This window comes from Lysinibacillus sphaericus (assembly GCF_002982115.1).
Lineage (GTDB): Bacteria > Bacillota > Bacilli > Bacillales_A > Planococcaceae > Lysinibacillus > Lysinibacillus sphaericus.
The window spans coordinates 717,416-744,252 of sequence record NZ_CP019980.1 but is presented as its reverse complement, the minus strand read 5'-3'; the positions used below and the strand labels follow the sequence as shown (position 1 = coordinate 744,252).

At 37.6% G+C, this 26,837-nt stretch carries 26 protein-coding genes; 11 read left to right on the top strand and 15 right to left on the bottom strand.

Annotated elements, in window-relative coordinates; translation table 11 throughout:
* Nucleotides 1-237: 237 nt before the first annotated feature.
* The 7 genes from LS41612_RS03625 to mutY all read right to left on the bottom strand — a co-directional run bounded on the left by LS41612_RS03625 (nt 238) and on the right by mutY (nt 8,290).
* Nucleotides 238-1,854, bottom strand: coding sequence for an ABC transporter substrate-binding protein (locus tag LS41612_RS03625; protein WP_024364554.1), 1,617 nt, complete (start codon nt 1,852-1,854; stop codon nt 238-240).
* Nucleotides 1,855-1,885: 31 nt separating this feature from the next.
* Nucleotides 1,886-2,866, bottom strand: a complete 981-nt coding sequence (locus tag LS41612_RS03620) for an ABC transporter ATP-binding protein (protein ID WP_024364553.1) — start codon at nt 2,864-2,866, stop codon at nt 1,886-1,888.
* On the bottom strand, nt 2,841-3,854 hold the full coding sequence (locus LS41612_RS03615) for an ABC transporter ATP-binding protein (protein WP_024364552.1): 1,014 nt from the start codon (nt 3,852-3,854) through the stop codon (nt 2,841-2,843). The genes LS41612_RS03620 and LS41612_RS03615 overlap by 26 nt, the downstream gene beginning before the upstream one ends.
* Nucleotides 3,855-4,179: 325 nt before the next feature.
* Nucleotides 4,180-5,904 carry an ABC transporter ATP-binding protein gene (locus LS41612_RS03610; RefSeq protein ID WP_172583052.1) on the bottom strand — a complete coding sequence of 575 codons (1,725 nt, stop codon included), beginning with the start codon at nt 5,902-5,904 and terminating at the stop codon, nt 4,180-4,182.
* Nucleotides 5,905-6,153: 249 nt separating this feature from the next.
* Nucleotides 6,154-6,705: a nucleoside tri-diphosphate phosphatase gene (ntdP, locus tag LS41612_RS03605; RefSeq protein WP_024364550.1), complete on the bottom strand. Its 552-nt coding sequence runs from the start codon at nt 6,703-6,705 to the stop codon at nt 6,154-6,156.
* A 296-nt stretch (nt 6,706-7,001) separates the two neighbouring features.
* Nucleotides 7,002-7,178: a gamma-type small acid-soluble spore protein gene (locus LS41612_RS03600; protein ID WP_080653394.1), complete on the bottom strand. Its 177-nt coding sequence runs from the start codon at nt 7,176-7,178 to the stop codon at nt 7,002-7,004.
* Between the two features lie 80 nt (nt 7,179-7,258).
* Nucleotides 7,259-8,290, bottom strand: coding sequence for an A/G-specific adenine glycosylase (gene mutY / locus LS41612_RS03595; RefSeq protein ID WP_024364549.1), 1,032 nt, complete (start codon nt 8,288-8,290; stop codon nt 7,259-7,261).
* Between the two features lie 234 nt (nt 8,291-8,524).
* Between mutY and LS41612_RS03590 the strand changes: the two genes are divergently transcribed.
* Nucleotides 8,525-9,511, top strand: a complete 987-nt coding sequence (locus LS41612_RS03590) for a metal-dependent hydrolase (protein ID WP_024364548.1) — start codon at nt 8,525-8,527, stop codon at nt 9,509-9,511.
* Nucleotides 9,512-9,592: 81 nt separating this feature from the next.
* On the opposite strand, the gene LS41612_RS03585 is transcribed toward LS41612_RS03590, so the two are convergent.
* From LS41612_RS03585 to recX, 3 genes are read right to left on the bottom strand one after another with little or no spacing between them, the layout of a single operon-like run.
* Nucleotides 9,593-9,862, bottom strand: a complete 270-nt coding sequence (locus tag LS41612_RS03585) for a YfhJ family protein (RefSeq protein WP_024364547.1) — start codon at nt 9,860-9,862, stop codon at nt 9,593-9,595.
* Entirely contained in the window at nt 9,863-10,192 is a 330-nt protein-coding gene (locus tag LS41612_RS03580; RefSeq protein ID WP_024364546.1) for a YfhH family protein, read from the bottom strand.
* The gene (recX, locus tag LS41612_RS03575; protein ID WP_024364545.1) at nt 10,189-10,992 is read right to left on the bottom strand and encodes a recombination regulator RecX; all 804 of its coding nucleotides are present in this window, start codon (nt 10,990-10,992) and stop codon (nt 10,189-10,191) included. The genes LS41612_RS03580 and recX overlap by 4 nt, the downstream gene beginning before the upstream one ends.
* A gap of 100 nt (nt 10,993-11,092) precedes the next feature.
* On the opposite strand from recX, the gene LS41612_RS03570 reads away from it, so the two are divergent.
* The 6 genes from LS41612_RS03570 (at nt 11,093) to LS41612_RS03545 (ending at nt 17,204) form a co-directional block, all read left to right on the top strand.
* Complete coding sequence (locus LS41612_RS03570; protein WP_024364544.1) at nt 11,093-11,989, top strand: TIGR01777 family oxidoreductase; 897 nt, start codon at nt 11,093-11,095, stop codon at nt 11,987-11,989.
* Nucleotides 11,990-12,073: 84 nt separating this feature from the next.
* Nucleotides 12,074-12,892, top strand: coding sequence for a polysaccharide deacetylase family protein (locus tag LS41612_RS03565; protein WP_029747431.1), 819 nt, complete (start codon nt 12,074-12,076; stop codon nt 12,890-12,892).
* Between the two features lie 72 nt (nt 12,893-12,964).
* Nucleotides 12,965-14,353 (top strand): 23S rRNA (uracil(1939)-C(5))-methyltransferase RlmD, encoded by a 1,389-nt coding sequence (gene rlmD, locus LS41612_RS03560; protein WP_024364543.1) that lies wholly within the window; start codon nt 12,965-12,967, stop codon nt 14,351-14,353.
* Nucleotides 14,354-14,511: 158 nt separating this feature from the next.
* Entirely contained in the window at nt 14,512-15,198 is a 687-nt protein-coding gene (locus LS41612_RS03555; RefSeq protein ID WP_024364542.1) for a Crp/Fnr family transcriptional regulator, read from the top strand.
* A gap of 129 nt (nt 15,199-15,327) precedes the next feature.
* The gene (locus tag LS41612_RS03550; RefSeq protein ID WP_024364541.1) at nt 15,328-15,987 is read left to right on the top strand and encodes a peroxiredoxin-like family protein; all 660 of its coding nucleotides are present in this window, start codon (nt 15,328-15,330) and stop codon (nt 15,985-15,987) included.
* 545 nt (nt 15,988-16,532) lie between these two features.
* Nucleotides 16,533-17,204 (top strand): hypothetical protein, encoded by a 672-nt coding sequence (locus LS41612_RS03545; protein WP_105928883.1) that lies wholly within the window; start codon nt 16,533-16,535, stop codon nt 17,202-17,204.
* A 115-nt stretch (nt 17,205-17,319) separates the two neighbouring features.
* Here the strand turns inward: LS41612_RS03545 and LS41612_RS03540 are convergent, their stop codons facing one another.
* Together LS41612_RS03540 and LS41612_RS03535 are read right to left on the bottom strand one after the other, a co-directional pair.
* The gene (locus LS41612_RS03540; RefSeq protein ID WP_024364539.1) at nt 17,320-17,658 is read right to left on the bottom strand and encodes a hypothetical protein; all 339 of its coding nucleotides are present in this window, start codon (nt 17,656-17,658) and stop codon (nt 17,320-17,322) included.
* Between the two features lie 437 nt (nt 17,659-18,095).
* Entirely contained in the window at nt 18,096-19,277 is a 1,182-nt protein-coding gene (locus LS41612_RS03535) for an MFS transporter (RefSeq protein ID WP_024364538.1), read from the bottom strand.
* A 365-nt stretch (nt 19,278-19,642) separates the two neighbouring features.
* Here LS41612_RS03535 and LS41612_RS03530 point away from each other — a divergent pair, with 365 nt between their 5' ends.
* Nucleotides 19,643-19,828: an SE1561 family protein gene (locus LS41612_RS03530; RefSeq protein WP_024364537.1), complete on the top strand. Its 186-nt coding sequence runs from the start codon at nt 19,643-19,645 to the stop codon at nt 19,826-19,828.
* Nucleotides 19,829-19,872: 44 nt separating this feature from the next.
* Here the strand turns inward: LS41612_RS03530 and LS41612_RS03525 are convergent, their stop codons facing one another.
* On the bottom strand, nt 19,873-20,673 hold the full coding sequence (locus tag LS41612_RS03525) for a YwqG family protein (RefSeq protein WP_024364536.1): 801 nt from the start codon (nt 20,671-20,673) through the stop codon (nt 19,873-19,875).
* Nucleotides 20,674-20,893: 220 nt separating this feature from the next.
* Between LS41612_RS03525 and LS41612_RS03520 the strand changes: the two genes are divergently transcribed.
* Nucleotides 20,894-22,429 carry a fumarate hydratase gene (locus LS41612_RS03520; protein WP_024364535.1) on the top strand — a complete coding sequence of 512 codons (1,536 nt, stop codon included), beginning with the start codon at nt 20,894-20,896 and terminating at the stop codon, nt 22,427-22,429.
* 357 nt (nt 22,430-22,786) lie between these two features.
* Complete coding sequence (locus tag LS41612_RS03515) at nt 22,787-24,691, top strand: heavy metal translocating P-type ATPase (protein WP_024364534.1); 1,905 nt, start codon at nt 22,787-22,789, stop codon at nt 24,689-24,691.
* A gap of 448 nt (nt 24,692-25,139) precedes the next feature.
* Here the strand turns inward: LS41612_RS03515 and LS41612_RS03510 are convergent, their stop codons facing one another.
* A complete protein-coding gene (locus LS41612_RS03510; RefSeq protein WP_024364533.1) occupies nt 25,140-26,063 on the bottom strand; it encodes a YihY/virulence factor BrkB family protein in 924 nt (307 codons plus the stop codon).
* A 24-nt stretch (nt 26,064-26,087) separates the two neighbouring features.
* Nucleotides 26,088-26,414, bottom strand: a complete 327-nt coding sequence (locus LS41612_RS03505; RefSeq protein ID WP_024364532.1) for a YtxH domain-containing protein — start codon at nt 26,412-26,414, stop codon at nt 26,088-26,090.
* Between the two features lie 180 nt (nt 26,415-26,594).
* Between LS41612_RS03505 and LS41612_RS03500 the strand changes: the two genes are divergently transcribed.
* Nucleotides 26,595-26,816, top strand: coding sequence for a DUF1128 domain-containing protein (locus LS41612_RS03500; RefSeq protein WP_024364531.1), 222 nt, complete (start codon nt 26,595-26,597; stop codon nt 26,814-26,816).
* Nucleotides 26,817-26,837 lie beyond the last annotated feature (21 nt).

Below are 26,837 nucleotides of genomic sequence, written 5' to 3'. Positions count from 1 at the left end.
CTCTCTGTAATTTTCTAATTATACTTTTGCTGCGAAAAGCATGAAGTCTATACACATACTGTAGAAAGGGACAGCTTTCAACAAACGATAGACGTTTAGATGGTTTGTCTGTCAGACAGAAAAACGGGTTGCGACAAACATAGTCACAACCCGTTTTTACAACTCTAGACAAAGTCCAAAGCTGTAAAAATCTTGTTACGTCACTATGAGTAGCGACAATTTTTATTTCTTTATTGTTTAATTCATATCTACTGCTTCTAAACGATCAGAACCTGTTGGATGTGCAAAGTAATTTGTCACTTTTGTACTTGCAGCTAAGATAGGAATAGAGTGTGCTAGTGGAACCCAAGGTGCATCCTCAGAAATAATTACTTGCGCTTGTTTGTAAAGCTCATTACGTTTGTCTTCATTCACTTCTGTTTGTGCAGCAACTAATAATTTGTGTAACTCAGGGTTGTCGTAGAATGTGTAGTTGTTTGAACCGATATTATCAGCGTCTAATAATGTGTAAATAAAGTTATCAGCATCGCCGTTATCACCTGTCCAACCAAGTAAGAACGCATCCGCTTCACCATTTTGAGCTTTTTCTAAATACGTAGCCCATTCGAATGAGACGATTTTAGATGGAATTCCGACATCAGCTAAATTCTTTTGAATCGCTTCTGCAATTTTTTGACCATCTGGCATATACGGACGTGGTACTGGCATTGCCCATAGCTCAATTTCTTTACCGTCATAGCCTGCTTCTTTTAGCAATGCTTTTGCTTTTTCAGGGTCATAAGCATAGCCTGTAATATCATCATTGTAGCCAGCAATAACTGGTGGCATTGGATTTTTAGCAGGCTCAGCTAAACCTTCGTAGAACGCATCTACTAACGCTTGCTTATCAATGGCATAGTTCACAGCTTGACGAACTTTAACGTTATCGAAAGGTGGACGTGTTACTGTTAATCCAAGGTAGCCTACGTTCATAGATGGACGTTCGATTAATTGTAGATCGCCATTTGTTTCAATCGATCCTTTATCTGATGGGCTTAAGCCATCTACTACATCTACTTCACCATTATTTAGTGCATTTAAGCGTGCTGAATTATCAGGGATAGAACGGAAAATTACTTTATCTAATTTTGGTAACCCTGCAATACGATAATCAGTATTTTTCTCAATTGTAATAGAATCATTACGTGTCCAATTTACAAATTTGAATGGACCTGTTCCAACTGGTTTATCAATTAGTGCATCGTCATTCGCTTCAAATGCTTTTGGAGAAGCAATGGCAAATGGCGACATCGCTAAATTTTTCAAGAATGGTGCTTGTGGTTGTTTCAACTTAAAGACAACTGTATAATCGCCTTCTGGTGTAATGGATTCAATGATTTGCTCCCCGCCCATCGTAAATTGAGACATAAAGTATGGGAACTTATCTGCACCAGCTTTCCAGCGCTCAAAGTTTTTTGCAACCGCTTCTGCATTAAAATCTGAACCGTCGTGGAACTTTACACCTTCTTCAAGCTGGAATGTGTAAGTTAAGCCATCTTCTGAAGCTTTCCATGATTTTGCTAAACCAGGCTTTAAAGTAACATCTTGTTCTCCAAAATTAATAAGTGTTTCATAGATATTCACTGTTACTTTAAAAGATTCACCTTCTGTTACTGTTGCAGGGTCAAGAGCTGTGGAGTCGCCACCTCGACCATATACTAATGTTTTTTCACCGCTGCTAGCTGAATCTCCGCCAGTTGACGTATCCTTCGAACCTGTATCCTTGCCATCAGAGCCAGAACTACACGCAGCTAACATTGTTGAGAGAACAAGGATTAGCATTACGCCCAAAGACCAAAGCTTCTTTTTCTTCATCTATTTTCCCCCTAAAACTTTTTTATATCATTCAATGTTGAATCGCATCATAAAGATGACAAGCAACATAATGACCCGGCTTCACTTCTTGCATGTTCGGTACAACGCTTGAGCATTGTGCCTTCTTAAACGGACACCTTGTATGGAATGCACAACCACTCGGCGGATTGGATGCACTCGGAATATCTCCAGATATAATAAGCTGCTCACGTTCAAAAGTTGGATCAGGCACAGGAACAGAAGATAATAATGCCTGCGTATATGGGTGGAGCGGCTCTACATATAAATTTTCACTTGCGGTCAACTCTACTAATTTGCCTAAATACATAACCCCAACACGATTACTAATATGGCGTACAACACCTAAGTCATGTGAGATAAAAATATAGGTAAGCTTTAGTTCCTTTTGCAAAGATTGCATTAGGTTTAAAACTTGAGCCTGAATTGATACATCTAACGCAGAAACAGGTTCGTCCGCAATAATTAAACGCGGGTTGGTCATCAGCGCTCGCGCAATGCCAATGCGTTGTCTCTGTCCTCCACTAAATTGATGAGGATAGCGTTTTACATGATATTCATTTAAGCCAACAATTTTAAGCAGCTCAATTACTTTCTGCTTGCGTTCTTTTGAATTGCCCATTCCATGCACAATGAGTGGCTCCTCTAAAATCTTGCCAATCGAATGGCGTGGATTAAGTGAAGCATAGGGGTCTTGGAAAATCATTTGGATATCCCTTCGTGCTTTCCGCATTTCACTATTCGATAAGGAAGAAAGCATTTTGCCACCGAATTCAATGTTCCCTGCGGTCGGTTCGAGCAAGCGCATTAAAAGGCGACCTGTCGTTGACTTACCACATCCTGATTCGCCCACAATACCTAATGTTTCCCCTTCGAATACTTCAAAGGATACATTGTCCACAGCTTTTACATCGCCAACTTGCGTATTCAAGAATCCTTTGCGAATTGGAAAGTATTTTTTTAACCCTTCAACTTTCAATAGCACTTTCGACATATTGAATCACCTCCTGTTCTTCCAGTAAAAAGCACCTTGCTCTATGTTGCTCTGTCTCTTCATATAAAGGTGGTGTTTGTTGTAGGCAACGTTCCATTGCAAATTCACAGCGTGCTGCAAAACGACAGCCATCTTTTATCGTGCCCGGCCTAGGTACACTGCCAGGTATTGAGTAAAGGCTATCTTTTTTGTAACGCATATCTGGTACAGATTTAATAAGTCCTTGTGTATAAGGATGCTTAGGATTTTTAAAAATTTCTTGAATAGGTGCTTCTTCAACAATTTGCCCTGCGTACATAACAATAACGCGTTCGCAAGTTTCTGCTACGACCCCTAAATCGTGCGTAATTAATAAGACAGCCGTATTCATACGCTTGTTCAAATCTTTCATCAGTTGCAAAATTTGTGCCTGAATCGTCACATCGAGGGCGGTCGTCGGCTCATCGGCAATCAGCACCTTCGGGTCACAGACCAATGCCATGGCAATCATCACTCGTTGGCGCATCCCACCAGATAGTTGATGAGGATAATCCTTTAGTAGTTCCTCTACACGTGGTAATCCTACTAGTTTCATAATTTCTACCGCCCGCGCAAAAGCCTTCTTTTTCGACCACTTGGGATTATGGATTAAAATTGCTTCTTTTAATTGCTCGCCAATTGTAAATAAAGGATTTAAGGAAGTCATAGGCTCTTGAAAAATCATCGCCACATCCTTACCACGTACTCTTTGCATTTGCTTATCCGTTAATTTCGCTAAATTTTTGCCTTCTAGCAGTACTTGTCCACCAGTAATTTTTCCTGGTGGTGAAGGGATTAATCCCATAATGGACAAAGATGTGACACTTTTCCCACTACCCGATTCCCCTACAATCCCTAAAATTTCTCCTTCATGGACTGAAAAATCAATATCATCAACGGCAGGAATCTGTCCATCATCTGTGAAAAACGTTGTTTGTAACCCTTTTACTTCTAACAGCTTTTTTCGCATGTTCAATCGCCCCACCCCACCAATATTTTCAAAAAATACAATTTTATTGAATATTATATACTAACTATCACTAAATTCTCTATTTTCAGATAATTCTAACTAAAATATTTCTCTCTTTCAATCATTATTATTCTGCAAATTACATATATTTTCTACATTTTTCTTCCCCTCCTCCAAAAACTTCTGTTAAATCGATAAATTTCCACAAAAAAAGCCTTCCATTTTATTAACAATGGAAGACTTTTTTGGTGCCAGGCACGCAAACAATTTGGGACTTAAAACCCCCTACGGTGCAAATCATCGGCATTCGTATATTGTGTGATACTTAATCTAAATGTTGTACTTGGAATAAATTATAGTAAGTGCCTTGCTTCTTCATTAATTGTTCATGATTACCTTCTTCTATTAATTGTCCATGCTCAATAACAAAAATATTATCAGCATGTGTAATGGTTGAAAGTCGGTGCGCTATAATAATCGTTGTGCGATCATGCACAAGGGCATCTAATGATTCTTGAATAAGTGCTTCACTTTCCAAATCTAGCGCTGATGTCGCTTCATCTAAAATTAAAATCGGGGGGTTTTTTAAAAATACACGGGCAATGGCCACTCGTTGCTTTTGACCACCTGATAATTTTACGCCTCGCTCTCCTACCTTTGTGTTATAACCATTTGGTAAGTTCATAATAAAGTCATGTGCATTAGCTGCTTTTGCAGCCGCCATTACTTCCTCATCAGACGCACCTGGTTTCCCCATCAAAATATTTTCCTTAACTGAATCACTAAAGAGAATATTATCTTGAAGCACAATACCAATTTGTGAGCGCAATGAATGGATTGTGACATCTTTAACATTATGTCCATCTACAAAAACCGCTCCAGCTGTCGCATCATAAAAACGGGGGATTAAACTAATAATAGTAGATTTCCCACCACCACTCATTCCTACAAATGCAACCGTCTCCCCTGGTTTTATGGTAAAGTTCATATTTTTTAAAATTGGCGAACCATCCACTTCATATTGAAAGGCTACATTTTCAAATCGCACTTCACCTGTAGCTCGCGGTAATGGAAGGGCATTTTCCTTGTTTTTTACCTCATAAGGCTCATCCATTAGTTCAAACATACGATCCATCGAAGCGATAGATTGTGTTAACGTTGTGGATGAACTTACTAAACGACGAAGCGGTCCATAGAGTCGCTCAATATAAGCGATAAAAGCGACCATTGTTCCAAGCGATAATGAGCCATTAATCACTTGATAGCCGGCATAAGCAATAACAAGCAATGGTGCCACGTCCGTAATTGTATTGACTACTGCAAAGGACTTGGCATTCCATCTCGTATGATCTAGCGCTTTTTCAAAAAACTCGCCATTGGCTTCATCGAATAGTTGTTGTTCATGCTTTTCTAGCGTAAAGCTTTTAATAATACTCATCCCAGCCACTCGCTCATGTAAATAACTTTGCACACCTGCAAGTGCCTGTGAACGGTTACGTGTTAAAGTTCGTAGTTTACCAAAGAAGAACTTTACACTAATTGCATAGAATGGGAATGCAATTAGTGCAACAAGCGTCAGTTTGACATCCATTGCTAGCATAATACCGACCGCAATGACAATTGTTGCAAAATCAAGCCAAACATTCATTAAACCAGTCATAACAAAGTTTTTCGTTTGTTCCACATCGTTAATAACACGTGAAATGACCTCGCCAGCTCTTGTATTTGCGTAATACTTCAGGCTTAGTCGCTGTAGATGGGCATAAATTTCTTTTCGGATATCAAAAAGTACCTTATTACTCACATGCTGTGCAAAGTATTGACGGTAGTATTCTATTGGTGGTCGTATCACGAAAAATACAATAATTGTTCCACCTAGCCAATAAAACAATTCCTTTGTTTTTTCTGTATCCGTTAAATCATCAGCACCAATAATATCATCAAGTACTATTTTTATAAGCAATGGAATAAATAACGGAATCGCAAATTTCACAATACCAATGAATACGGTTAAAAGTATTTCCCATGTGTATGGTTTTACAAAACGCATATAACGCTTTACGCTACCCAATTATCTTCACTTCCTTATTTGAAACCCATTTCTGCTTAAATGGCTTTCTATACATTCAAAAAGAAACAGACATTCAATATTGAATGCCCTTACGTATTATAGCAATATTTAGCATGAAGTACAGTTAGTAAAACTTTTGTGCTAACTATTTTTCACTTTCATTGAAGCCTCTCTTTATAAAATACCCTTTACATGAAAAAAAACACCCATTAGTTAAACTAATAGGTGTTACTGACAATCATCTGCTTGCATATCGAGCTGAAACTTATAGCGATTCGTCCATGCATCGATAAAATCAGGTGCAAAAGGCCCTCTTTTTTGTTGTATCCAGCTAATTAATTTTTCGACATTGCGCTTTAAAATTTTATCGATTACATCTGGGTAAGACATTTCCTGTCGATGTTGTTCATATTCATCTTCATCTAAAAGGGTATACGACATATCCGGAAAAACCTTAATATCTAAATCGTAGTCAATATATTTAATGGCATTATTATCGAAAACAAATGGTGAGCTTAGATTACAATAATAATACACACCGTCCTCACGCAGCATGCAGATGATGTTGAACCAGTGCTCCGCATGGAAATAACAAATAGAAGGCTCTCTCGTTAGCCACGTACGACCATCGGATTCTGTCACAAGTGTTCGTTCATTCGCACCGATTATAATGTTTTTCGTTCCTTTTAAAACCATTGTTTCTTGCCAAACACGGTGGATGCGGCCGTTGTGCTTATAACTATGTATTTGTATCGTTTCTCCTTCTACCGGTATTGCCATTTTTGAAGCCCACCTTTTCGTCTATGCTACCTAAATCTAGCAGTCTCTAGTATATTATAGCAATCTGTACGCGAAAGGTGTAGTTGAAAACTACAAATTTCACTGTGTCATGTTATTTATGTACAAATTTTCGTAAATTAATAGCAATTTCCATCATAACAAAAATCTCAGGAATTTTTTATCTTTCTATATAATACGTGTCACAAGATATAGAAAAGGGCTGTCCTTTTCATCTTTTCGATTGTTAGACAGCCCCTTAGAAGGTAAATGCAATTATGCAGTTACAAAGTGAGAGATTACTCGCTCGCGTTTTGGTTATTCTTAGCGTATTTGCCTGAAGCTTGAGCTTTATTCTGCTCAGCTTTAGCATTTTGCTTTTGCACTTCGTTGAAGTCTGTTTCATAACCAAACTCTTCACTTTGGCGTTGCATGTTTTTATTTGCTTGTTGGTTGTTGTTTTGATTTTTCTTCATCAGTCATTCACCTCCACGCTAATTATTGTGTACAGAGGTGATTACTTTTATGCTCTTAATTTTTTAAATTTTCATTTCCACTATTTAATCGCTTGCCATATCTTCAGCATAGGTACAGGCATCGGTAATAATTCTATTTGCTCACGTGTCAGCCATTCACCCTTCTCAGCTGTTTTACACTTCATATAATAAGCATTCACATCCCAAGTTAAATGAGAGAAGATATGCTTAAATGTTAAAATTGGCTGGTGTGCTTGGACATTTAATTCATGATGGTGAGCAAATTTTATCAAAGAATCATCTTCTTGTTCCACCATTGGAAACTGCCACATATTCGCGAGTAATCCTTCTTCTGGACGCTGTTCCATCAATATCCGTCCATCTTCATCCTCACAAACAAAGACATCATATGAAATATGCTTCATCTTTATTTTTTTAGATTTAATAGGCAGATTTTCGGGTTCACCCTCGTTAAAAGCTGTACAGTATTCTCGGACGGGACATAATAAACACTTTGGTGAAGTTGGGGAACAAATAAGCGCCCCAAGTTCCATTAAGCCTTGATTAAAAGAAGATGCATTTTCAGAATCAATTAGTTCTTCAACAGCCGCTTCAAAAATCTTCTTCGTTTTTGGAAGTGCAATATCATCATGGATATTAAGGACACGACTTAAAACACGCATAACATTACCATCAACTGCATGCTCGGGCTTATTATAGGCAATACTTAATATAGCTCCTGCAGTATAAGGACCAATTCCTTTTAGTTTTGAAATTTCATGCCGGTTATCAGGTACAATTCCCCCGTAACTTTCTAATACCTCACGCACACCTGCTTGTAAATTCCGTGCTCGTGAGTAATAACCGAGGCCTTCCCAATGCTTTAATAAATATTCCTGTGGTGCCTCTGCTAATAATTCTAGCGTTGGAAAGCTTTCCATAAAGCGATTATAATAAGGAATTACTGTGTCAACTCGTGTTTGCTGTAGCATGACCTCAGACACCCAAATTTTATAAGGGTCCTTTGTATGCCTCCATGGTAAATCTCGTTTTTCTTTTTCGAACCATTCGACTAAAGATTGTCGAAATTCTGTTACATATGGATAATTCACAGTGACCTCCCGTGTTTTTACGATTTAATTTATGATAAAAAGGGTATACAATTAAGAAAAGCTAATTCGCATAATATGACAAAAACGTATTTTTAATACGGTATCATTTACCGTATTATGTGAATGAATACTTAGCGATAGAAAGGTAAACTGTATAAAGCAATACGATACCAATATTGAAATATACATGTATGCATTGTACGCCTTTTTCACGCATGCTAGGAGTGGATAATTTTGGATTCAGGTACACATTTCGTTATGGGCATAGCACTCGGAGGTCTCGCTTTAGCTGACCCAGTAGTTGCAAATCATTCAATGACCTTTACCGCCGTTATGGCTGGTACCATTATCGGCTCACAAGCACCTGATGTTGATACGGTCTTAAAGCTTCGCAATAATGCGATTTATATTCGACATCATCGCGGTATCACCCATTCAATTCCAGCTGTAGTCATCTGGCCAATTTTAATTACAATCGTGCTATCACTAATTATTCAAGACGCGAATGTGTTGCATTTATGGCTTTGGACATTTCTTGCAGTAGCCATTCACGTTTTCGTTGATATTTTTAATGCATATGGAACACAGGCCATTCGTCCATTCTCTAGAAAATGGGTTGCACTTGGTGTTATTAATACATTCGATCCGATAATATTCACTCTCCATTGCCTTGGTATATTACTATGGGCATTTGGGGCAAATCCAGTTTGGACATTTAGCGTCATGTATGGCATTATTATCGTCTATTATATTTTACGATTTGCTGTGCAAAAAGCGGTTAAAAGAGCCGTTCATAATACCATACAGGATGAAGATTATGTTATTGTAGCTCCTACAATGCGATTTTTTCACTGGCGCATCGCTGCAAAATCTAAAACGCATTACTATGTTGGCCGTGCGTATGGGCGAACAGTTAATATTTACGATAAATTTGAAATCAAACCATTACCGAAAACACCGACTGTTGAAGCTGCTATGAAAGACCCGAATCTCGATGCCTTTGTGTCATTCTCACCATTATATCGATGGGAAATTTCAGAGCTTGAAAACGGCTTAACAGAAGTAAGGTTAATTGATCTTCGTTACCGTAGTGACAATCGCTATCCTTTCGTTGCAGTCGCTCATTTAAACGATGCCGATGAAATCATTACCTCTTACACTGGTTGGATTTTCACCGAAGATAAACTTCAGAAGAAATTACAAATTGGCGCTAGCAATTAAAGAGTCTACACAAAGCTAATAAAGCCGGGGTATCCTACTAAGGAACACCGGCTTTATTTCTTTTTAACTTCCGTTTTCGATTTATTGTACGATATCGTCACTTGTATCCAGTAAATGAGCGTATTTAGGATTGCGCCCTGCAAATAGATGAAGCTTATCACCATAGCTAACGATTAATTGGCGCACTAACGTTTCAGTATAGTCAGCTCCTCGGTAATTGTAGCCCGCTTTGGCAGACGAGGATTCAAAATCACTCCAAAGAAGCTCCACCCAAACTCGCGCACGACCTACAGACATTTCAGGGTTTTTTGCCAGTAATTCTGTTGTTAGTTTGTCAATTTTTTCTTGCATTTACTTGCCCACCTTTATTGGTGATAATATAGAAACAGGTAATGCTTCCTGATACTTATCGCCGCCAAGACGATGCCCCCAAGCAAATCGTCCTTTTAAATAATCCACTTGGAAAAAGTTGTTATCAGAGCCATCAATGCGGTACATTTCCCCTGGAACAATCGTATCTAAATCGACTAAATAAGCTGCTGCCATTAAAGCTTTACGTTCGTAAACTGCAAATTCATTGAGTATGCCTAGTTGTTCCGCTTTGCGAGCCTTTTCTTTAAGCTTAGCTACTTCTTCACGTAATTCATGCTCTGTCATTGCAGCATAGTTTTTGTCATTCATTCTTCATTCTCCTTCTCTTCAATAAAACGATCTATAATTTCTACAGGAAATCCCTTTTGATAAAGCGCCTGCTTCGTTTTCATTTTTAATTCATAACCAGTATACTTCGCGGCATACTTTTTCCAAACTTTTTCGCCTTGTGCATCAAGCAATGCCTGCCATTCATCTTCTGCTTGTTCGATTTCTATCTGTCCAAGTACTTCATCTACAATAGTAAATGAATACCCTTTTCGCATTAAAAAATCTTGAATTTTGGCCTTTATTTGCGATGGTGTTTTCTTTTTTTCAGAACGAATTACTTTTTCAGCAAGCTGTGTGGCAAGCTTTACTTGTTCCTCATGGCTAAATGTTTCCAGTACTTCATCTTGCAAACTTTTATCGATTCCCTTTTTCATAAGATCTTGTCGAATAGCTCGCGGGCCTTTTTTCATGGTAGCTTTTTTGGTGTTTAGCAATGCTTTTGAATAAGATTCATCATTTAAAAAGCCATATGATTTTAACTTTTGGATAGCTTCTAATATGACTGCTTCGCCGAACTCTAGTGAGCTTAACTTTTTCTTCACCTCATGCTCACTTCGCATTTGATAGGATAAATAATTCAGCCCTTTATTAAACGCCTTACGAATTTCATCTTCATAGGCAATTTCCTGAATATCAAATTCTTCGAGTACCTTCCCTTTTGTCAAACCAAATTGTATGAGAATTGCCTCATCTACTGGGAAAGCGTATTGCTCGTTTAAATATATATTATAACGTTCTGGATTGTTTTTTTGACGTGCAATTTTTGTAATAACACGCATATGAAACCACTCCTTTGCCTAAACATTATAACATCTTTTTCTTTTTTTCTATCTTTGTGTATAGTTGAGTTACATCTATTTGGAAAAAGGAGGGGTTCGTATGAAAATCGTTATTGCGGGCGGTACTGGTTTTGTTGGGAAAGCGCTAACCAAATTGTTACAAGAGCAAGGCCATGAACTATTTGTCTTGTCACGCAGCAATTCTAAATACGAAAATGGCATTCATTATGTCCAATGGCTACAAGATGGCGCACGACCAGAAAAAGAATTAGACAATATTGATGCATTCGTTAATTTGGCTGGTGTATCACTAAATGACGGCCGTTGGACAAAAAAACAAAAGAAGGCGATTTATACGAGTCGGATGGATGCTACATTAGAAATCGTTCGGATTATAGAGGAACTAGATAAAACGCCTGAAGTACTTGTAAATGCCAGTGCAGTTGGCATTTATCCACCTTCCATAGCGACAACCTATAGTGAAAATTTTAAGGATTATGCAACTGATTTTTTAGGATGGACCGTTCATGATTGGGAACGCCATGCTTTGCGAGCTGAAAAACTAGGCGTTCGTGTAGCACTCGCACGCTTTGGCGTTATTTTAGGTCGTGACAATGGCGCGTTGCCTTCCATGCTATTGCCTTATAAATTGCATATAGGCGGAACGATTGGTTCGGGTGAGCAATGGCTATCATGGGTCCATATCGAGGATGTGGCACGTGCCCTTTATTTTGCAATTACAAATGCGTCCATCAGCGGACCATTTAATGTCACAGCTCCTTATGCTACACGCATGAAGGAATTCGGACAAACTATCGCACAGGTAATGAATCGCCGTCATTGGTTGCCAGTCCCGAGTTTTGCCATGCGTTTAGCTCTTGGCGAACAAAGTATGCTTGTCTTAGAAGGCCAGCATGTATTACCAACAGTTTTACAAGCGCACAACTTCGAATTTCAATTCCCACATTTACAAGAAGCACTTGAAAATTTATTATAAAATCCGTGTGCAAAGTGCGACTTGAAGTAGGATAAATTTTAAAAAGTAACGCATCCTAAACGAAAAGGAAAGGATGCGTTTTTTATGTGGAAACAACATATTGTAGGTGCGGTAATTGCTACATTTATTATTGCCGCAGCAATTAGCTTTAATCCATACTTTGCTTCAGGCTCAGATGAATATCATTGGGGCATTAAAAAAGCACAGAATGGCGAACCAGCACAAGCAGGAGCACAACTTGACAAGCTACTCGACCAATATGGAGCAATTTATAAAGGAAAACCCGATAAAAAAGTTGTTTACTTAACATTCGATAATGGATACGAAAATGGCTTTACTGAAAGTATATTGGATACGTTAGAAAAAGAAAAAGCGCCAGCAACTTTCTTCTTAACCGGTCATTATTTAGAAAGTGCTAGTGACCTTGTTAAACGTATGGTACAAGATGGTCATACTATCGGCAACCATTCCTATGGTCATCCCAATATGGCTAGGTTAACAAGAGATGGTATGCGTGCAGAATGGCGTAAATTTGATGGGAAATTACGTGAATTAACCGGTATTGACCGTACAACATATGCCCGCCCACCAGAAGGCATTTTTAATGCGAAGTTGTTGGAAGTCGGCAATGCTGAAGGCTACCGTCATATTTTCTGGTCTGTCGCTTTTAAAGATTGGCTAAAGGATGAACGTCGTGGAGCAGATTATGCGTATAATGCATTGATGGAACAACTTCACCCTGGTGCAGTCATTTTAATGCATACCGTAGCGCAAGATAATGCAGAAGCACTTCCTTTATTTATTGCCGAAGCGAAAAAGCAAGGCTATACATTTTTATCGCTCGATGATTTAGTATTGGAGTATGAAGATTTCCCTGTCACTATGCAATCGTCCACTCCTTAGTTATAATGGGGAGATGATATCAGCATGTTATCAGTAACTACGTGCTGTACAAAGTTAAAGGACGTGGATCGCTTGACGCAACAAACAACGATGGAAGTGGGACAAAAATTCCCATTAACGATAAAGAGACTTGGTATTAATGGCGAAGGCGTGGGCTTTTATAAACGCAACGTTGTCTTCGTAAAAGGCGCTATACCAGGAGAAGAAATTACTGCCCAAGTCACAAAAACACAACGAAATTTCGCAGAGGCTGACATACTGGCGATTCGCAAAGCATCGCCGTATCGTCAGGAAGCACCTTGCCCTGTTTACAATGAATGCGGCGGTTGTCAACTTCAACATATGACATATGAAAAACAACTTCTTGAAAAACGCGATATTGTGATGCAAGCTTTAGAACGCTATGCTAAGCCGTTAGCTGCATCTGTAGAAGTTCGCCATACACTGGGTATGGATAACCCATGGCATTATCGCAATAAAAGCCAGTTCCAAGTACGCAAAGAAGGAAAACGTGTTTATGCAGGTCTTTTTACTGAAGGCAGCAACAAGCTACTGAATATTAATGATTGTCTTGTACAACATCCAATCACATCGAAAATTACAGTAGCAACACGTAAAATTTTACAAAAATTAAATATTACAATTTACGATGGTCGTACGCTCGATGGTTTAGTGCGTACGATTGTTGTACGTACGGGGATTCGTACAGGTGAAACGCAAGTCGTGCTTGTAACGACACGCAAAGAAATTCCCCACCTTGCTGAGCTTATAACACGCATTAAAAAAATCGACCCAAGTATTGTATCAATTGCACAAAATATTAATCGTGAAAAAACTTCACTAATTTTCGGTGATGAAACGATTGTACTAGACGGCAAGGAAACAATTCATGAGGAACTTGGGGAATTAGCATTTGACCTTTCGGCTCGCGCGTTCTTTCAATTGAATCCAACACAAACCGTACATTTATACAATGAAATTAAAAAAGCAGCGGCATTAACAGGTAAAGAAACGGTTGTTGATGCTTACTGTGGTGTAGGAACAATTGGTTTATGGCTAGCTGATCAAGCAAAAGAAGTTCGTGGTATGGATGTTATTCCAGAAAGCATTCAAGATGCTCGAACTAATGCACGCAAGCATGGTTTTAAACATACGAAATACGCGGTGGGCACTGCCGAAAGTGTTTTAGCGAAATGGCGCAAAGAAGGCTTTACGCCGGATGTGATTACTGTCGATCCGCCGCGCACAGGCCTTGCTCCAGAATTTATTCGCACTGTTCTAAAACTAAAGCCAAAACGTTTTGTCTATACTTCTTGTAACCCCTCTACACTGGCTAAAGATTTACAGGAATTATCAAAACTTTATGATGTGGAATATATTCAGCCCGTTGACATGTTCGCACAAACTGCCCAAGTGGAGTGCGTTTGCTCCTTGGTTCTTAAAGCGGAACATCGAAAATGATATACTTTTAAAATTTTGTTGATCTTGATTAGGCGTAGTCTACATTTTGTAGACTGCGTTTTTTTTTACAGTTCTGCTTAAGCTGAGTACTGTCACGATTGTCGATTGATTTCATGTGTTATAGTCTTGTAGAGCCCATGCAATTATAAGGAGGAAAAATGGATAACATTCAATACTTATCGCAATTTAATCTGCTTAATTCGCTCTCGATGGAAGATTTAATAGAAATGGAACAATTAACATTAATAACGACTTTTCCGAAAAACACTTTTATTCAAACACCAGAAACTTTTTCGGAGGGGCTTTACTTTGTTAAAAAGGGGAAGTTGCGCCTGTATAAGGTAAATGCTCAAGGTAAGCAATTTACTTCGGATATACTCAACGAAGGTAATGTATTTGGGGAAATGGATATCATATCATTTGGTACCCGAGAGAATTTTATTGAAACGATAGAGGAAAGCCATATATGTTTGATGAATAAGGAAAGATTTGAAAATTTTTTAATTCAGCGGCCTCAATTTATGATGACATTGTTAAAAGTACTTAGTAATCGAGTTATCGGTATGAGTCAGTTAACGCAAAATCTAGCTCTTGGGAAACTACATGACAAAGTTTTATATGCGCTTATTAAACTATCTGATCAGTTTGGACTTACGGGTGATAATGAGTATTACAAAATAGATTTTCCTCTTTCGCATCAAGAAATCGCCAATTTAGTTGGTGCAACCAGAGAAGCTGTAACTGTGGTTTTACAAGAACTTGTTAAAGAAGAAGTCATTAAGACAGGATTTAAAACAATCTATATCCATCGGAAAGCTTTTGGAGAGAAACATTTCTTAGACTGAAAAATGCTGGAGCGTATCAAGTAGCAAGAAATTTTCAAAATGAGTTGTAAACAACATTACATCTTCCTTCTAGTAAAAGATGTATCGTATAACTACATACAAAATATAATACGATACGGAGATGATATAATGGAAAACACGCCATTTCAAAAATTGCAAAGAGATTTAGAAATAGCAGCTACACATATGGAAAAGGTGCTCCCAAAGGAAGTGCTGGATGCATTCGAAAAATCGATTCAGGATTTACGTACATCTGATTCCGGTAGGGGTTTAAGAGCTGGAGTCAAAGCGCCTGACTTCACTTTAGTGGATTCTACAGGTCAAAAGATAACTTTGTCTGAAGAACTTTTGAAAGGGCCTGTTGTTCTGATATTTTACCGCGGTACATGGTGTCCATTCTGTAACCTTGAGTTGAAAGCATACCAGCGAATGAATGATGACATTAAGGCAATTGGGGGCCAATTGATTGCAGTTAGCCCTCAAACTCCAAACTATTCTGCATCTGTACAAGAAAAGAACGAATTAAATTTTCATGTTTTAAGCGACTTGCACAATAAAACAGCAGAACAATATAATCTTAAATTTAAATTACCTGAATATGTATATCCTATCTACAGATCGCTTGATATTTCACTCGAAACATTTAATGGTGATCATTCTTGGGAACTTCCAGTACCAGCTACTTATGTAATTGATAAAGCAGGCATTATCCGTTTTGCTAGCGCCGAAGCAGACTATAAAAAACGCATAGAACCTAGTAAGGTGATGCATATTCTCCAGTCACTTTAGCAGCATCTTCGAATTAAAAAATTATGATGAGATAGAAAACAGTCTCTCAGTTAGCCACATTCGTTTGGAATAACGAGGAGACGGACCAAAAGCGATTGATAGTCGCCAAACTAATCAATAAAATAATCGTTTCCAGCGTTAATATTACTATAGATTGGACGTTTTTATCATAGCTTAAATCTATGTTGTAAAAACATGCAAGTTGCGTGTATTGCAAAGCTTGCGTTAAGAAAATAAACAGTTAGAGCGTCTCAAAGTTTTTTGAGATGCTCTTTTATTTTAAATAAGAAAAAGAGCTTCTTGTGCAGAATTCAAGTCTCCCACCAAAGAATCGACTCTCCTTTCCCGTATACAAAAATGATTTCACTCCTTTAAACTGAATAGCCACTTCAGAAGGAGGTGTAAAATGTTATGTTGGTCTCTACTATGTAATATAGTATTTTTCCGACCTCAAGCTTTAAAATTTCATATAAAATTACTTGCATTTTATTTTTCAATAAGTCAAAATATTTTAAAAAAAAAAAAAAAACGGGAGGGTTATTCATATGGGAAATAAAATGTCAAAATTGTTAGCAATGTTATTACTTTTAGTTTTTGCTTTTTTACCTAACACAGGATTTGCTCAAACTCAAGGATTCCTTAGTCAACAAGAAATTGATAGTTTATTAAACGACAATGATGTAATGTCACCCACACGTAGAGTTACTACTTTAGACGAGATGAATATAATAGAGAATTACTACGAAGAAAACCCTAATGCGATGGAAGAAAATATTGAAGAAATACTAGAGAAATTAAACTTAGAACAAGTTGAGATAATACCTAGTGAAAAAATTAATGAATTAAATACTGTTAAAAAAATTCAAACAAGGAGTATTGCTGCTCTAGGTAGCGTAGTTTTCCGTGACGTAAGTCATAATGATACGTTATTTTATGCAACATTATATGCTAGAAATATGGGAATAGGTAGTATAGATCAAATTGGTGGTAGAGTTTATGGATATGCAATGTTACCAAATACAAACTACTCTACAATTGTCCTAAATAATTTTTTCAATGAAACTCACATTAAACCATTCCTAGATAGGAAAATAGGATCTTATAATATCGCACATTATAAAAATAAAGCCTCATTTATGGCAGATTATGTAGTAAAAGATGGAAAGACCGTTTTAAGACCTTCACCTGCTGGTGTTGAATTTAATGGTATTAAATAATTAATTCAAAATATTAGGAGCTCTAAAAGCTAAATGGACTGAATCTGAAATAGGTATACTTTTTTTAGTGTCCTCTCTTCAGGATTCACTGCAAACAGTTTTTAGAGCTTTCTTTTTATTTTAACAAGGTAAAAAAACCACTATCTTTTAAAGCATAATGCTCAGTCTCTTTATTACATTCAAAAGAATATGCAATAGAATTTTCATGATCAAACTCTAAATAAAATTTTAAGCTCTCAAAATTACACAATATAATGCTAAAGGTTTCAACACTTCCAAAATCTTTATTTTGTTTATATATTTCTATGGATTTTTCTAACGATTCTCTTAATATAGCCCTAGCTGTTTCTGTAAGTTCTTCTTTGTTAAAAGATTTAATCGTCCTTTGAGAATCATCTAATAAATCCATTATCTCACTGTCATTTAAAAGGTCTGAGTTACGCATAATTTTCAAGGAATCTCCTCCTTATTCTTAATTAAATCTTTTAACCATAATACCACCAATTACTAGTTAATTCTTGTTACTATTATCAATTCTCCCCCTATTCCACACTCGCTTCCGCAAAATCACTTCCTGCATCCGCGGGTATTCACTCTAATTTCGCGGATATTTCGCTCCACTTCGCGGGTATCACTATTGATCAAATGGATTCCCCCCATTATGCGGGAATTCCATTTAATTCCTTATATATCTATCAACTATCTCATTGCTTTTATAATAGCTTATCTGTATAATATGTTGTTAGGTGCCAAACCTACGTGGCATGGACTTAAACATCCGTGTCACACCGAAAAACGCCATTACAGCACGGATTTGCTGGGCGTTTTTTGTTTTATGAGCGGGAGATGAGCCCCGCTCTTTTATTTTTGCATATAAAAGCGACCATGACGTTATACCGTCACTGGTCGCTTATTTTTATGCTTCCCGAATATCATTAAAACGATTGCCACAGTTAGTAAGAGCAACGACACAAGTAAAAGGAAGCTATAATTTTTTACAAACTCTAAATAAACCCCGCCTAAAAACGGTCCTGTTAAACTACCGATACTTAAGGCAATTCCACAAAGTAAGTTGCCAGTCGGTAACAGTTCTTTCGGCGTTAAATCCGCCATGTAAGTAATTCCAAGAGAAAACATCGAACCGACCAATGTACCTGCGAAGAAAAATACGATTGCTACCGCTAATGGTGAATGCTCTAAAAAACTAGCCACACTAAAAAGGATAGCTCCCCCAAATGCTCCAGTCATCAAGATGTTTCGCCGTCCAATTTTATCGCCCAGTGCGCCAAGAGGAACTTGCGTTAAAATACCTCCAAAAGTAAAGACTGATAAAATAATGGGAATGATATCAACATCAAAGCCTTTACGCAAGGCGTATACTGGAAATAAAGCATTTAACGACGATTCTAAAAAACCGTAAACAAAAGGGCCTAAAAATGCAATCCACCCAAATACAATAGCCACCTTATAGCGCTTCCATCCTCTTGCATTCATATCACCAGTTAGACGCTCTGGCTTCTCGTTGCGTAATAAAAATACAAATGACCATGCAAATAAGCACATAATCGACGACACAATAAAAGGCAATGGTTCAGCAATCTGTATAAGCTTTACCATCAATGGCCCTACCGCAAAGCCCGTACTAAAAGACAAACCATAAATAGCCATACCTTTACCTAAACTTTTATGATCGGCTGTGCTTGTAATCCATGTTTGAGTTGCATAATGTAGCGCATGATCGCCTACACCTATCAGCAAACGCAACACGAACCAAAATGTAACACTTTTCCATAAAGGAAATACAAGGAGTGAGACAAATACAAGTGCACCACCTATTAAAATAATTGGTTTGTAGCCCCATCTTCGTAAAGGTTGTTCGATAAACGGTGAGATTAATAAAGTTCCTATGTATAGACCTGTCGCATTTAAACCATTTAATGCAGAGGATACACCGTCACGTTCAAAAATAATAGAAATAAGTGGCAGTAGCATTCCTTGTGAAAATCCTGATATAGATACAATTAACACTAGGATTGCAAACCTTTTTTTGCTGTAATCTGAGAAGTAAGTCATTTTTTCCTCCAACATCAAGTCATCTTCCACATAACAGCATACCAAAAAGCCTTAGCGCTCACCACATGTGATTTTACGCTAAGGCTTAACTAACACTTATCTCCATTCAATTGTATAAACACGATTTTCGGCTTTTTATTTGCCGATTACTTGTTTAAACTCCCTCCTTTTCGAGTTAGAGTTCACCGTTTAGTACCATCAGCTCCTTTACTATTTCTTAAAACAACTTTAACATACAACATCAATATTGTAAATATTCTGTCTATTAATTTTTCAAAATAATCTCTAAGTCCTAGGTGTTTACCTAAACATTGAAATTTAGTCCTAAATCAGCTACGATGTAAGGGACGAAATGAGGTGTATGTATGTCAAAGCCAATCACTGATAAAGAGCAACAAGTAACTTACTTAAAAGAACGTCTTGAAATGTTTTTAGAAGTATTAGATGCCATCGACCCAGAAACGACTGAATTACAGGATATTGATCGTCTAATTCAAATGATGGATGATTTAGAAGAGAAAATGGAGCAATTCAACGCTCGTGAACAATAATGACACGCAAAAGCAAGCGAGCAAATAATTTGCCCGCTTGCTTTTTAATGACAATCCCAATTATAAACAACCTGACTAAAATCTTTATTTTTAAGCTCTTCTTCTGTAATAAAGAAATTGCCAACACCGCAATCTCCCCACAGTATATGATCTCCTTCACTATCTATTTGCAATAACAACGTTGTTGAATCGTTATAATCGCCATAAGCTCTAGGGTCATCCTGTGTAAAGAAAGGATATCCCCCTATTTTATGCCCAGCTCCAGATAATACATCATACAATACATCCGCCAATTCTTCGTTTTCTTCAATAACCGCTAAGAGACTTGCGTACTTTTCCTCGCTTCGAAAATCACCCATTGATAAAGGTTCAAATTTTGCTTTAAAGCTTAATGCCAGTTCTTTCTCTACAGGAAAATACATTTCTTCATCCTCATTTTCAATAAATGAGAAGTCTTGCACAAGTTGCGATTCATCATCGATGATTGTATCGTGGAAAATAACGCGAAAACCCGCTTGATTTTTCCCATTATCGAAATCCATCCCTAAGACATCATCATAACCATCAATATAGAACTGCAATATCCCCTGCTCTGGTAAATGAGGCACGTGCTTAGGAACATCCGCAAAATTAATTTGTGCTAAAAGCTTTAATGGTTGTTGTTCCTCATTTTTAGGATATTCCATAGTCAGTGGAAAATATGGATTCCCTGCTAATTTACTTGCAAATAAAGTCGTTTCCTTTTCATGCGCTTCCATTACAACAACAGGACTCATTGTTCCTTCTATTATATTTCGATATGGTTCAACTTCCTTTGGTAACTTCAACGAATTTGTTTCTGACATGAAATATCCTCCTTGAATTAAAGTTAATTCCATTATAGAACAAACGTTCCTGATAAGCAATTACTCTCTTTAAACATTTAATGGCAAATTACGAAACATTAGAATTCTATAGTTATTCGCTAATTCCTACTACAATTACATGCACTCTTTTTTTCATTAGTGGAAAAGAGTATAATGGTTCGTGGAAATAATTAAATTTTCTATGGGGGGCAATACCAAAATGAATCTTCAAACTTTGGAGAAAAGTCTATATGATTTAATTACAGAAACGTCAACAAACTTACCAAAAGACGTACGTCGTGCCATTAAAAAAGCGAAAGAAGCTGAAAATGCAGGCACTCGTGCAGCAATGAGTTTGGAAACAATCTCTAATAATATTATTATGGCAGAAGACAATGTATCACCAATCTGCCAAGATACTGGTCTACCAACATTTAAAATCTACACTCCTGTAGGTGTAAACCAATTAGAGATTAAAGAAGCAATCAAAAAAGCAATTAACGATACAACAGCCGATGCAAAATTACGTCCAAATGCTGTTGATTCTTTAACTGGCGCAAACAGTGGCAACAACCTTGGTGATGGACTACCAGTTATGAAATTCGAGCAATGGGAAAAAGACTATATTACGATTAAATTAATTCTTAAAGGTGGCGGCTGTGAAAATAAAAACATCCAATACAGCTTACCATGTGAGTTAGAAGGTCTTGGTCGTGCTGGTCGTGACTTAGACGGTATCCGTAAATGTATTCTACACTCTGTATATCAAGCTCAAGGTCAAGGCTGTTCTGCAGGCTTCATCGGCGTAGGTATCGGTGGCGACCGCTCTTCTGGTTATGATTTAGCAAAAGAGCAATTATTCCGTCATGTGGAAGATACGAATGCAAATCCTGATCTTGCAAAATTAGAAGAATATGTTGTAAAAACTGCTAACACTTTCGGTATTGGAACAATGGGCTTCGGCGGTGAAGCAACTTTACTTGGTTGTAAAATTGGCGTTATGCACCGTATTCCTGCATCATTCTACGTATCAGTAGCCTATAACTGCTGGGCTTACCGTCGTATGGCAGTTGATATTAATCCAGAAACTGGCGAAATCATTAACTGGCACTATCAAGAAGGCGAAAAAATTACATTTAAAGATGAAGTTGCTGCAACAACAGAAGAGACTTCTACAAATGTTGTAGAACTAACTGCACCTATTACAGAAGAACAAATTCGTTCACTTAAAGTAGGTGACGTTGTATCTATTACTGGTCGTATGTACACTGGTCGCGATGCAATTCACCATCACTTAATGAGTCATGATGCACCAGTTGATCTGAACGGACAAGTTATTTATCACTGTGGCCCTGTAATGGCTAAAGATGAAGAAGGTAACTGGACAGTGAAAGCTGCTGGCCCAACTACTTCTATCCGTGAGGAGCCATATCAAGGCGATATCATGAAAAAATTTGGTATCCGTGCTGTAATTGGTAAAGGCGGTATGGGTCCAAAAACACTTGCTGCTTTAGGTGAACACGGTGGGGTTTACTTAAATGCAATCGGTGGTGCTGCTCAATACTACGCAGACTGCATTAAAGGTGTAGATGGTGTAGACTTAATGGAATTCGGTATTCCAGAAGCTATGTGGCATTTAAACGTTGAAGGGTTCACAGCCGTAGTAACAATGGACTCTCATGGTAACTCGCTTCACGCTGATGTAGATAAATCTTCTCTAGAAAAACTTGCGCTACATGCAGAAAGAGTTTTCTAAGCCAATAGCATATTTTTAACGAAAAGATTTACCTTTAACGAACACAAAATATAAAGGCACAGAATATTCCTAGTGAATATACTGTGTCTTTTTTCTTCGCTATATAAACCCCTCTTTTTTCTTGAACAAGCTCACTATTTTATCAGTATATTGATTTGCAACTCCTCTAAACCAAATATTTCAAAGGACTTTTTATTCTATTTTAAATTTATTCCTTTCTTTTTCCAAACAGCTTTGTTATAATAATTCTAAATTAAGAAGGACTTGAATGAAAGTGGTTATCAACTACAGAAACGCTTGTTTTTCTTTAATTTATAAGGTTTTTGATATTGATTTTCATTATCAGGGGGGATTTAGATGGAGTACTCTAATCGAGAAAATGTTGGTTTAATTGAGAATATTAAAGTGCATGCAGAACTAATTGCTGCTATCATGGCTGGTTTATTTATTTTGCTTGCATGGCGTTTAGATACAAATGATCAAACAACGGCTTCAGTTCTTTTATATATTGTTGCTTTTTGTGTTGGAGGATTTGCAAAAGCAAAAGAAGGCATCGAAGAAACAATAAAAGAAAAAAAATTAAATGTAGAGTTACTAATGATTTTAGCTGCGATTGGCTCAGCAGCGATTGGCTATTGGACAGAGGGAGCCATCCTTATTTTTATCTTTGCTGTCAGTGGCGCTTTAGAAACATATGCAATGAACAAAAGTCATCGTGAAATTTCTGCTCTCATGAATTTACAACCTGAGGAAGCTTGGTTAGTACGTGGCGGTTTTGAACCGATGAAAGTCGCTGTCTCAACACTAAAAATTGGAGACCATTTACTGATTAAACCTGGTGAACGTGTCCCAGCGGACGGTATTATCTTTAAAGGACAGTCTTCTATCGATGAATCTGCTATTAGTGGTGAGCCATTACCGATTGCCAAGTTTGAAGGTGACGAAGTATTTGCAGGGACAGTTAATTTAAATGGCGCGATTACTATGGAAATGACAAAACCGAATTCCGAAACATTATTCCAAAAAATTATTATGCTTGTGCAAAATGCTCAAAGTGAAAAATCACCTTCACAGCAATTTATCGAAAAATTTGAAGGTACTTATGTAAAATTAGTGTTACTATCTGTTGCACTTATGATGTTCCTTCCTCACTTTTTAATCGGTTGGGACTGGACGACTACGTTTTATCGAGCAATGGTACTTTTAGTAGTGGCATCTCCATGTGCACTAGTTGCATCCATTATGCCTGCCACATTAGCAGCTATTTCGAATGGCGCGAAAAACGGGATACTATTTAAAGGTGGCTTACACCTCGAACATTTAAGTGCGTTACGTGCATTAGCGGTCGATAAAACAGGAACTTTAACACAAGGTAAACCAGTCGTAACAGACTTCATCGTACGTGATGGCTTAAATCAAGAAGAAACATTAGCTATTCTTGCGGGTATTGAAGCACAATCAAACCATCCATTAGCACAAGCGATTACTACCTATGCTAAAGCACAACACATATCTCAGTTTGCACAAGCAACGATTGAAGATATCCCTGGTTGGGGCATGAAAGGCTTTGTCAATGGAACAGAGTATCTAATAGGTAAACCAGATTTTGTTGGAAGTGAAGAAGCTAACACCTTCGCAAATAACGCATTATCAAAGCTTTCTGCTGAAGGTAAAACAGTAATCTTCATACGTGACAAAGAAGGTATTGTCGCACTTGCTGCGTTAAAAGATACTGTTCGTGATGAAGCAAAAAAAGCTGTCGCATTGTTAAAAGAATTAGGAATTGATGTCATTATGCTGACTGGCGATAATGAGAAAACGGCTAAAGTGATCGCAAAAGAGGCAGGCGTTACTGAATATGTGGCAGAATGTCTTCCTGAAACAAAAGTGACGGAAATGAAACGCCTCCTCGATCAACATAAATACGTAGGGATGGTTGGTGACGGTATCAATGACGCACCAGCATTAGCAACAGCCACTACTGGTATTGCAATGGGAGAAGGGACAGATGTTGCCTTAGAAACAGCAGATGTCGTATTAATGAAAAATGATTTATCTAAAATTGCCTATGCGGTTCGTCTTTCTCGCAAAATGCAACGAATCGTGAAACAAAATATCTTCTTCTCTATCGGTATCATTGTTTTATTGATTGCCTCTAACTTTTTACAAGTTGTCGATTTACCACTAGGTGTTATCGGTCATGAAGGCAGTACAATTCTCGTTATTTTAAACGGCTTACGAATGCTTAATAAAAATGTATAAAAAAGGTGGTCTCAAACCGAGACCACCTTTTAAAGTGTCATCCAATTCATAAAAATGAACTATTGCCATTGATTTTCGTTACGTGCGGGGTCTTAAGTCTCACGCTTGTCCCGCAGGAGTCGAGCAACCCTTCACTACAATCGCAAAGTTTGTATCTGCTAGCCTATGTGGGTGCCAGTCACTCACACAATTTTCTGCGATGCGTGATTAGTTGATTGGAGTGGAAGGCGCGACACTCCAGCAGGAACAGCACGAGCTGAAAATCCATTTTTGCGGCGACAGCTGCAAAAATTAGTTGAAGCCGTGCCTGCGGAAAGGGAGCGCCTGGAACGGAAATCAACGGTGTGCCCACTGAAGAATCCACTGTAGCTATATCCACGCATAGCAAAAAGTGTTAGATTGATTGCAGTCAATCTAACACTTTTTCTCTTTTGAGCTACTTTTACAGTTATTTAATAGCACCTTCCGCTTTAAGCAATGCTCTCTTTTGCATCGTGGCATTTAAGACACCACCAAAAATTAAAATCATCCCTGTAAAATACAGCCACAACATTAATATAATAACGCCACCAATACTACCATATGTAGCAGAATAGTTTCCAAAATTACTAATATAGAAAGAAAAACCATATGTCACAAGCAACCATGCGAGCGTCGAAAACATTGCGCCTGGCCAAACACCCATTAATTTCAATCGAGGTGTCGTATTCGGTACTAACCAGTAAATTGCCATCAACACTACAAAAATAAGCAACGGTGGCATCGACCAGCGAATATTGCGCCAAAGGGATTCAAACTCATCTTCAATACTAACGATTGAAAATAAAAAATGACCAATTTGCTGTCCAAAAACAGGTAATAAAAGTGCCACTGCTATTACAATTACTAAAGCTAAAGTAAATACAAGAGAGAGCCCTCGATCTATAAAGCTCACCCTATTTTCGGTATCGTACGCTTTATTTAAAGCTCTTAATAACGCATTGATTCCTTTTGACGCAGACCAAATCGTCCCAAGTACCCCAATTGATAATAGGCTGCTATTACGGTTCGTTAGCACTTCATTTAATGTACTTTCAATCAACCTGTATACTTCATCAGGCATTAAATTAACTAAAAACGAATACACTTGCGTTGTTTCTAAATTTAAATACGGCAATAGCGTTACAAGGAAAATGAGTAGGGGGAAGAAAGATAGCAAAAAGAAATAAGCAAGTTGCGCCCCAAGCGCCGATATTTCAACGCGTTGTATGCGAAGCATTAAATCTTGGATAAAGCCTTTCGATGTCATCACATCTACCATATCTTCATTTGGCGAAAAAAATGCTTTTACTTCCGCAAATGAAGAACGTATGGATGCCTTTTTCTTTTCCATTTAATTCCCTCCTTGAACTACAGCCTATTCTTTTTCTGGTGAGGTAAAGGCTGTTTTTGTATCGCTAATCATGCCTTGAATAGTGGAAGGTAATTCTTTAAATTCATCGACTTTCTCAGCTATTGTATTGACATTTTCTGATACGCTATCACAAAGTACTTTAGCTGCGATTACCTTTTCCTCAATTAAATCTTGCAGTTCATTACGATGCGATGCGTAATAGGATACTGCTTCCTTCATTTTTTTAGTAGTAGCGACCGTTTTCTCTCGTGTAGTACGATCAAACATGCTTAATGCAGCACCTACAGCAGCACCTACGACGATGGATGCTAATAATTTACTTTGTCCCATATTTTATATACCCCCTGCTTGTGTAATGTTTATTCCCTATTTTCTTATAATTAAACAGCTTACTGCCCTTATTCTACCCAATTACAGTCTATTTTTAAAGCAACGCCCAATTCCAGTGTTGACATTTTTTTTATTCAATGAAATGATATTGGCTAGGATTATGAAAGGTAGGTTAATTGAATGGATTTATCTATATCGTCAAAAGAAAACGTTATTTATATGGTCGATCAAATGAAAGATAAGCTTCGCATGGTCAATGTAGATGCCATGAAATCAGAGAATTTTGATGAAGCAAATTATGAAGATTTAGTCTATCTATACGAAATGGTTATGAAACGTGACACATTTAGCCCTAGTGAAATGCAGGCTATCGTTGCTGAATTGGGCTCTTTACGCAAATAATAGCAATGCCCTGTAACTTTA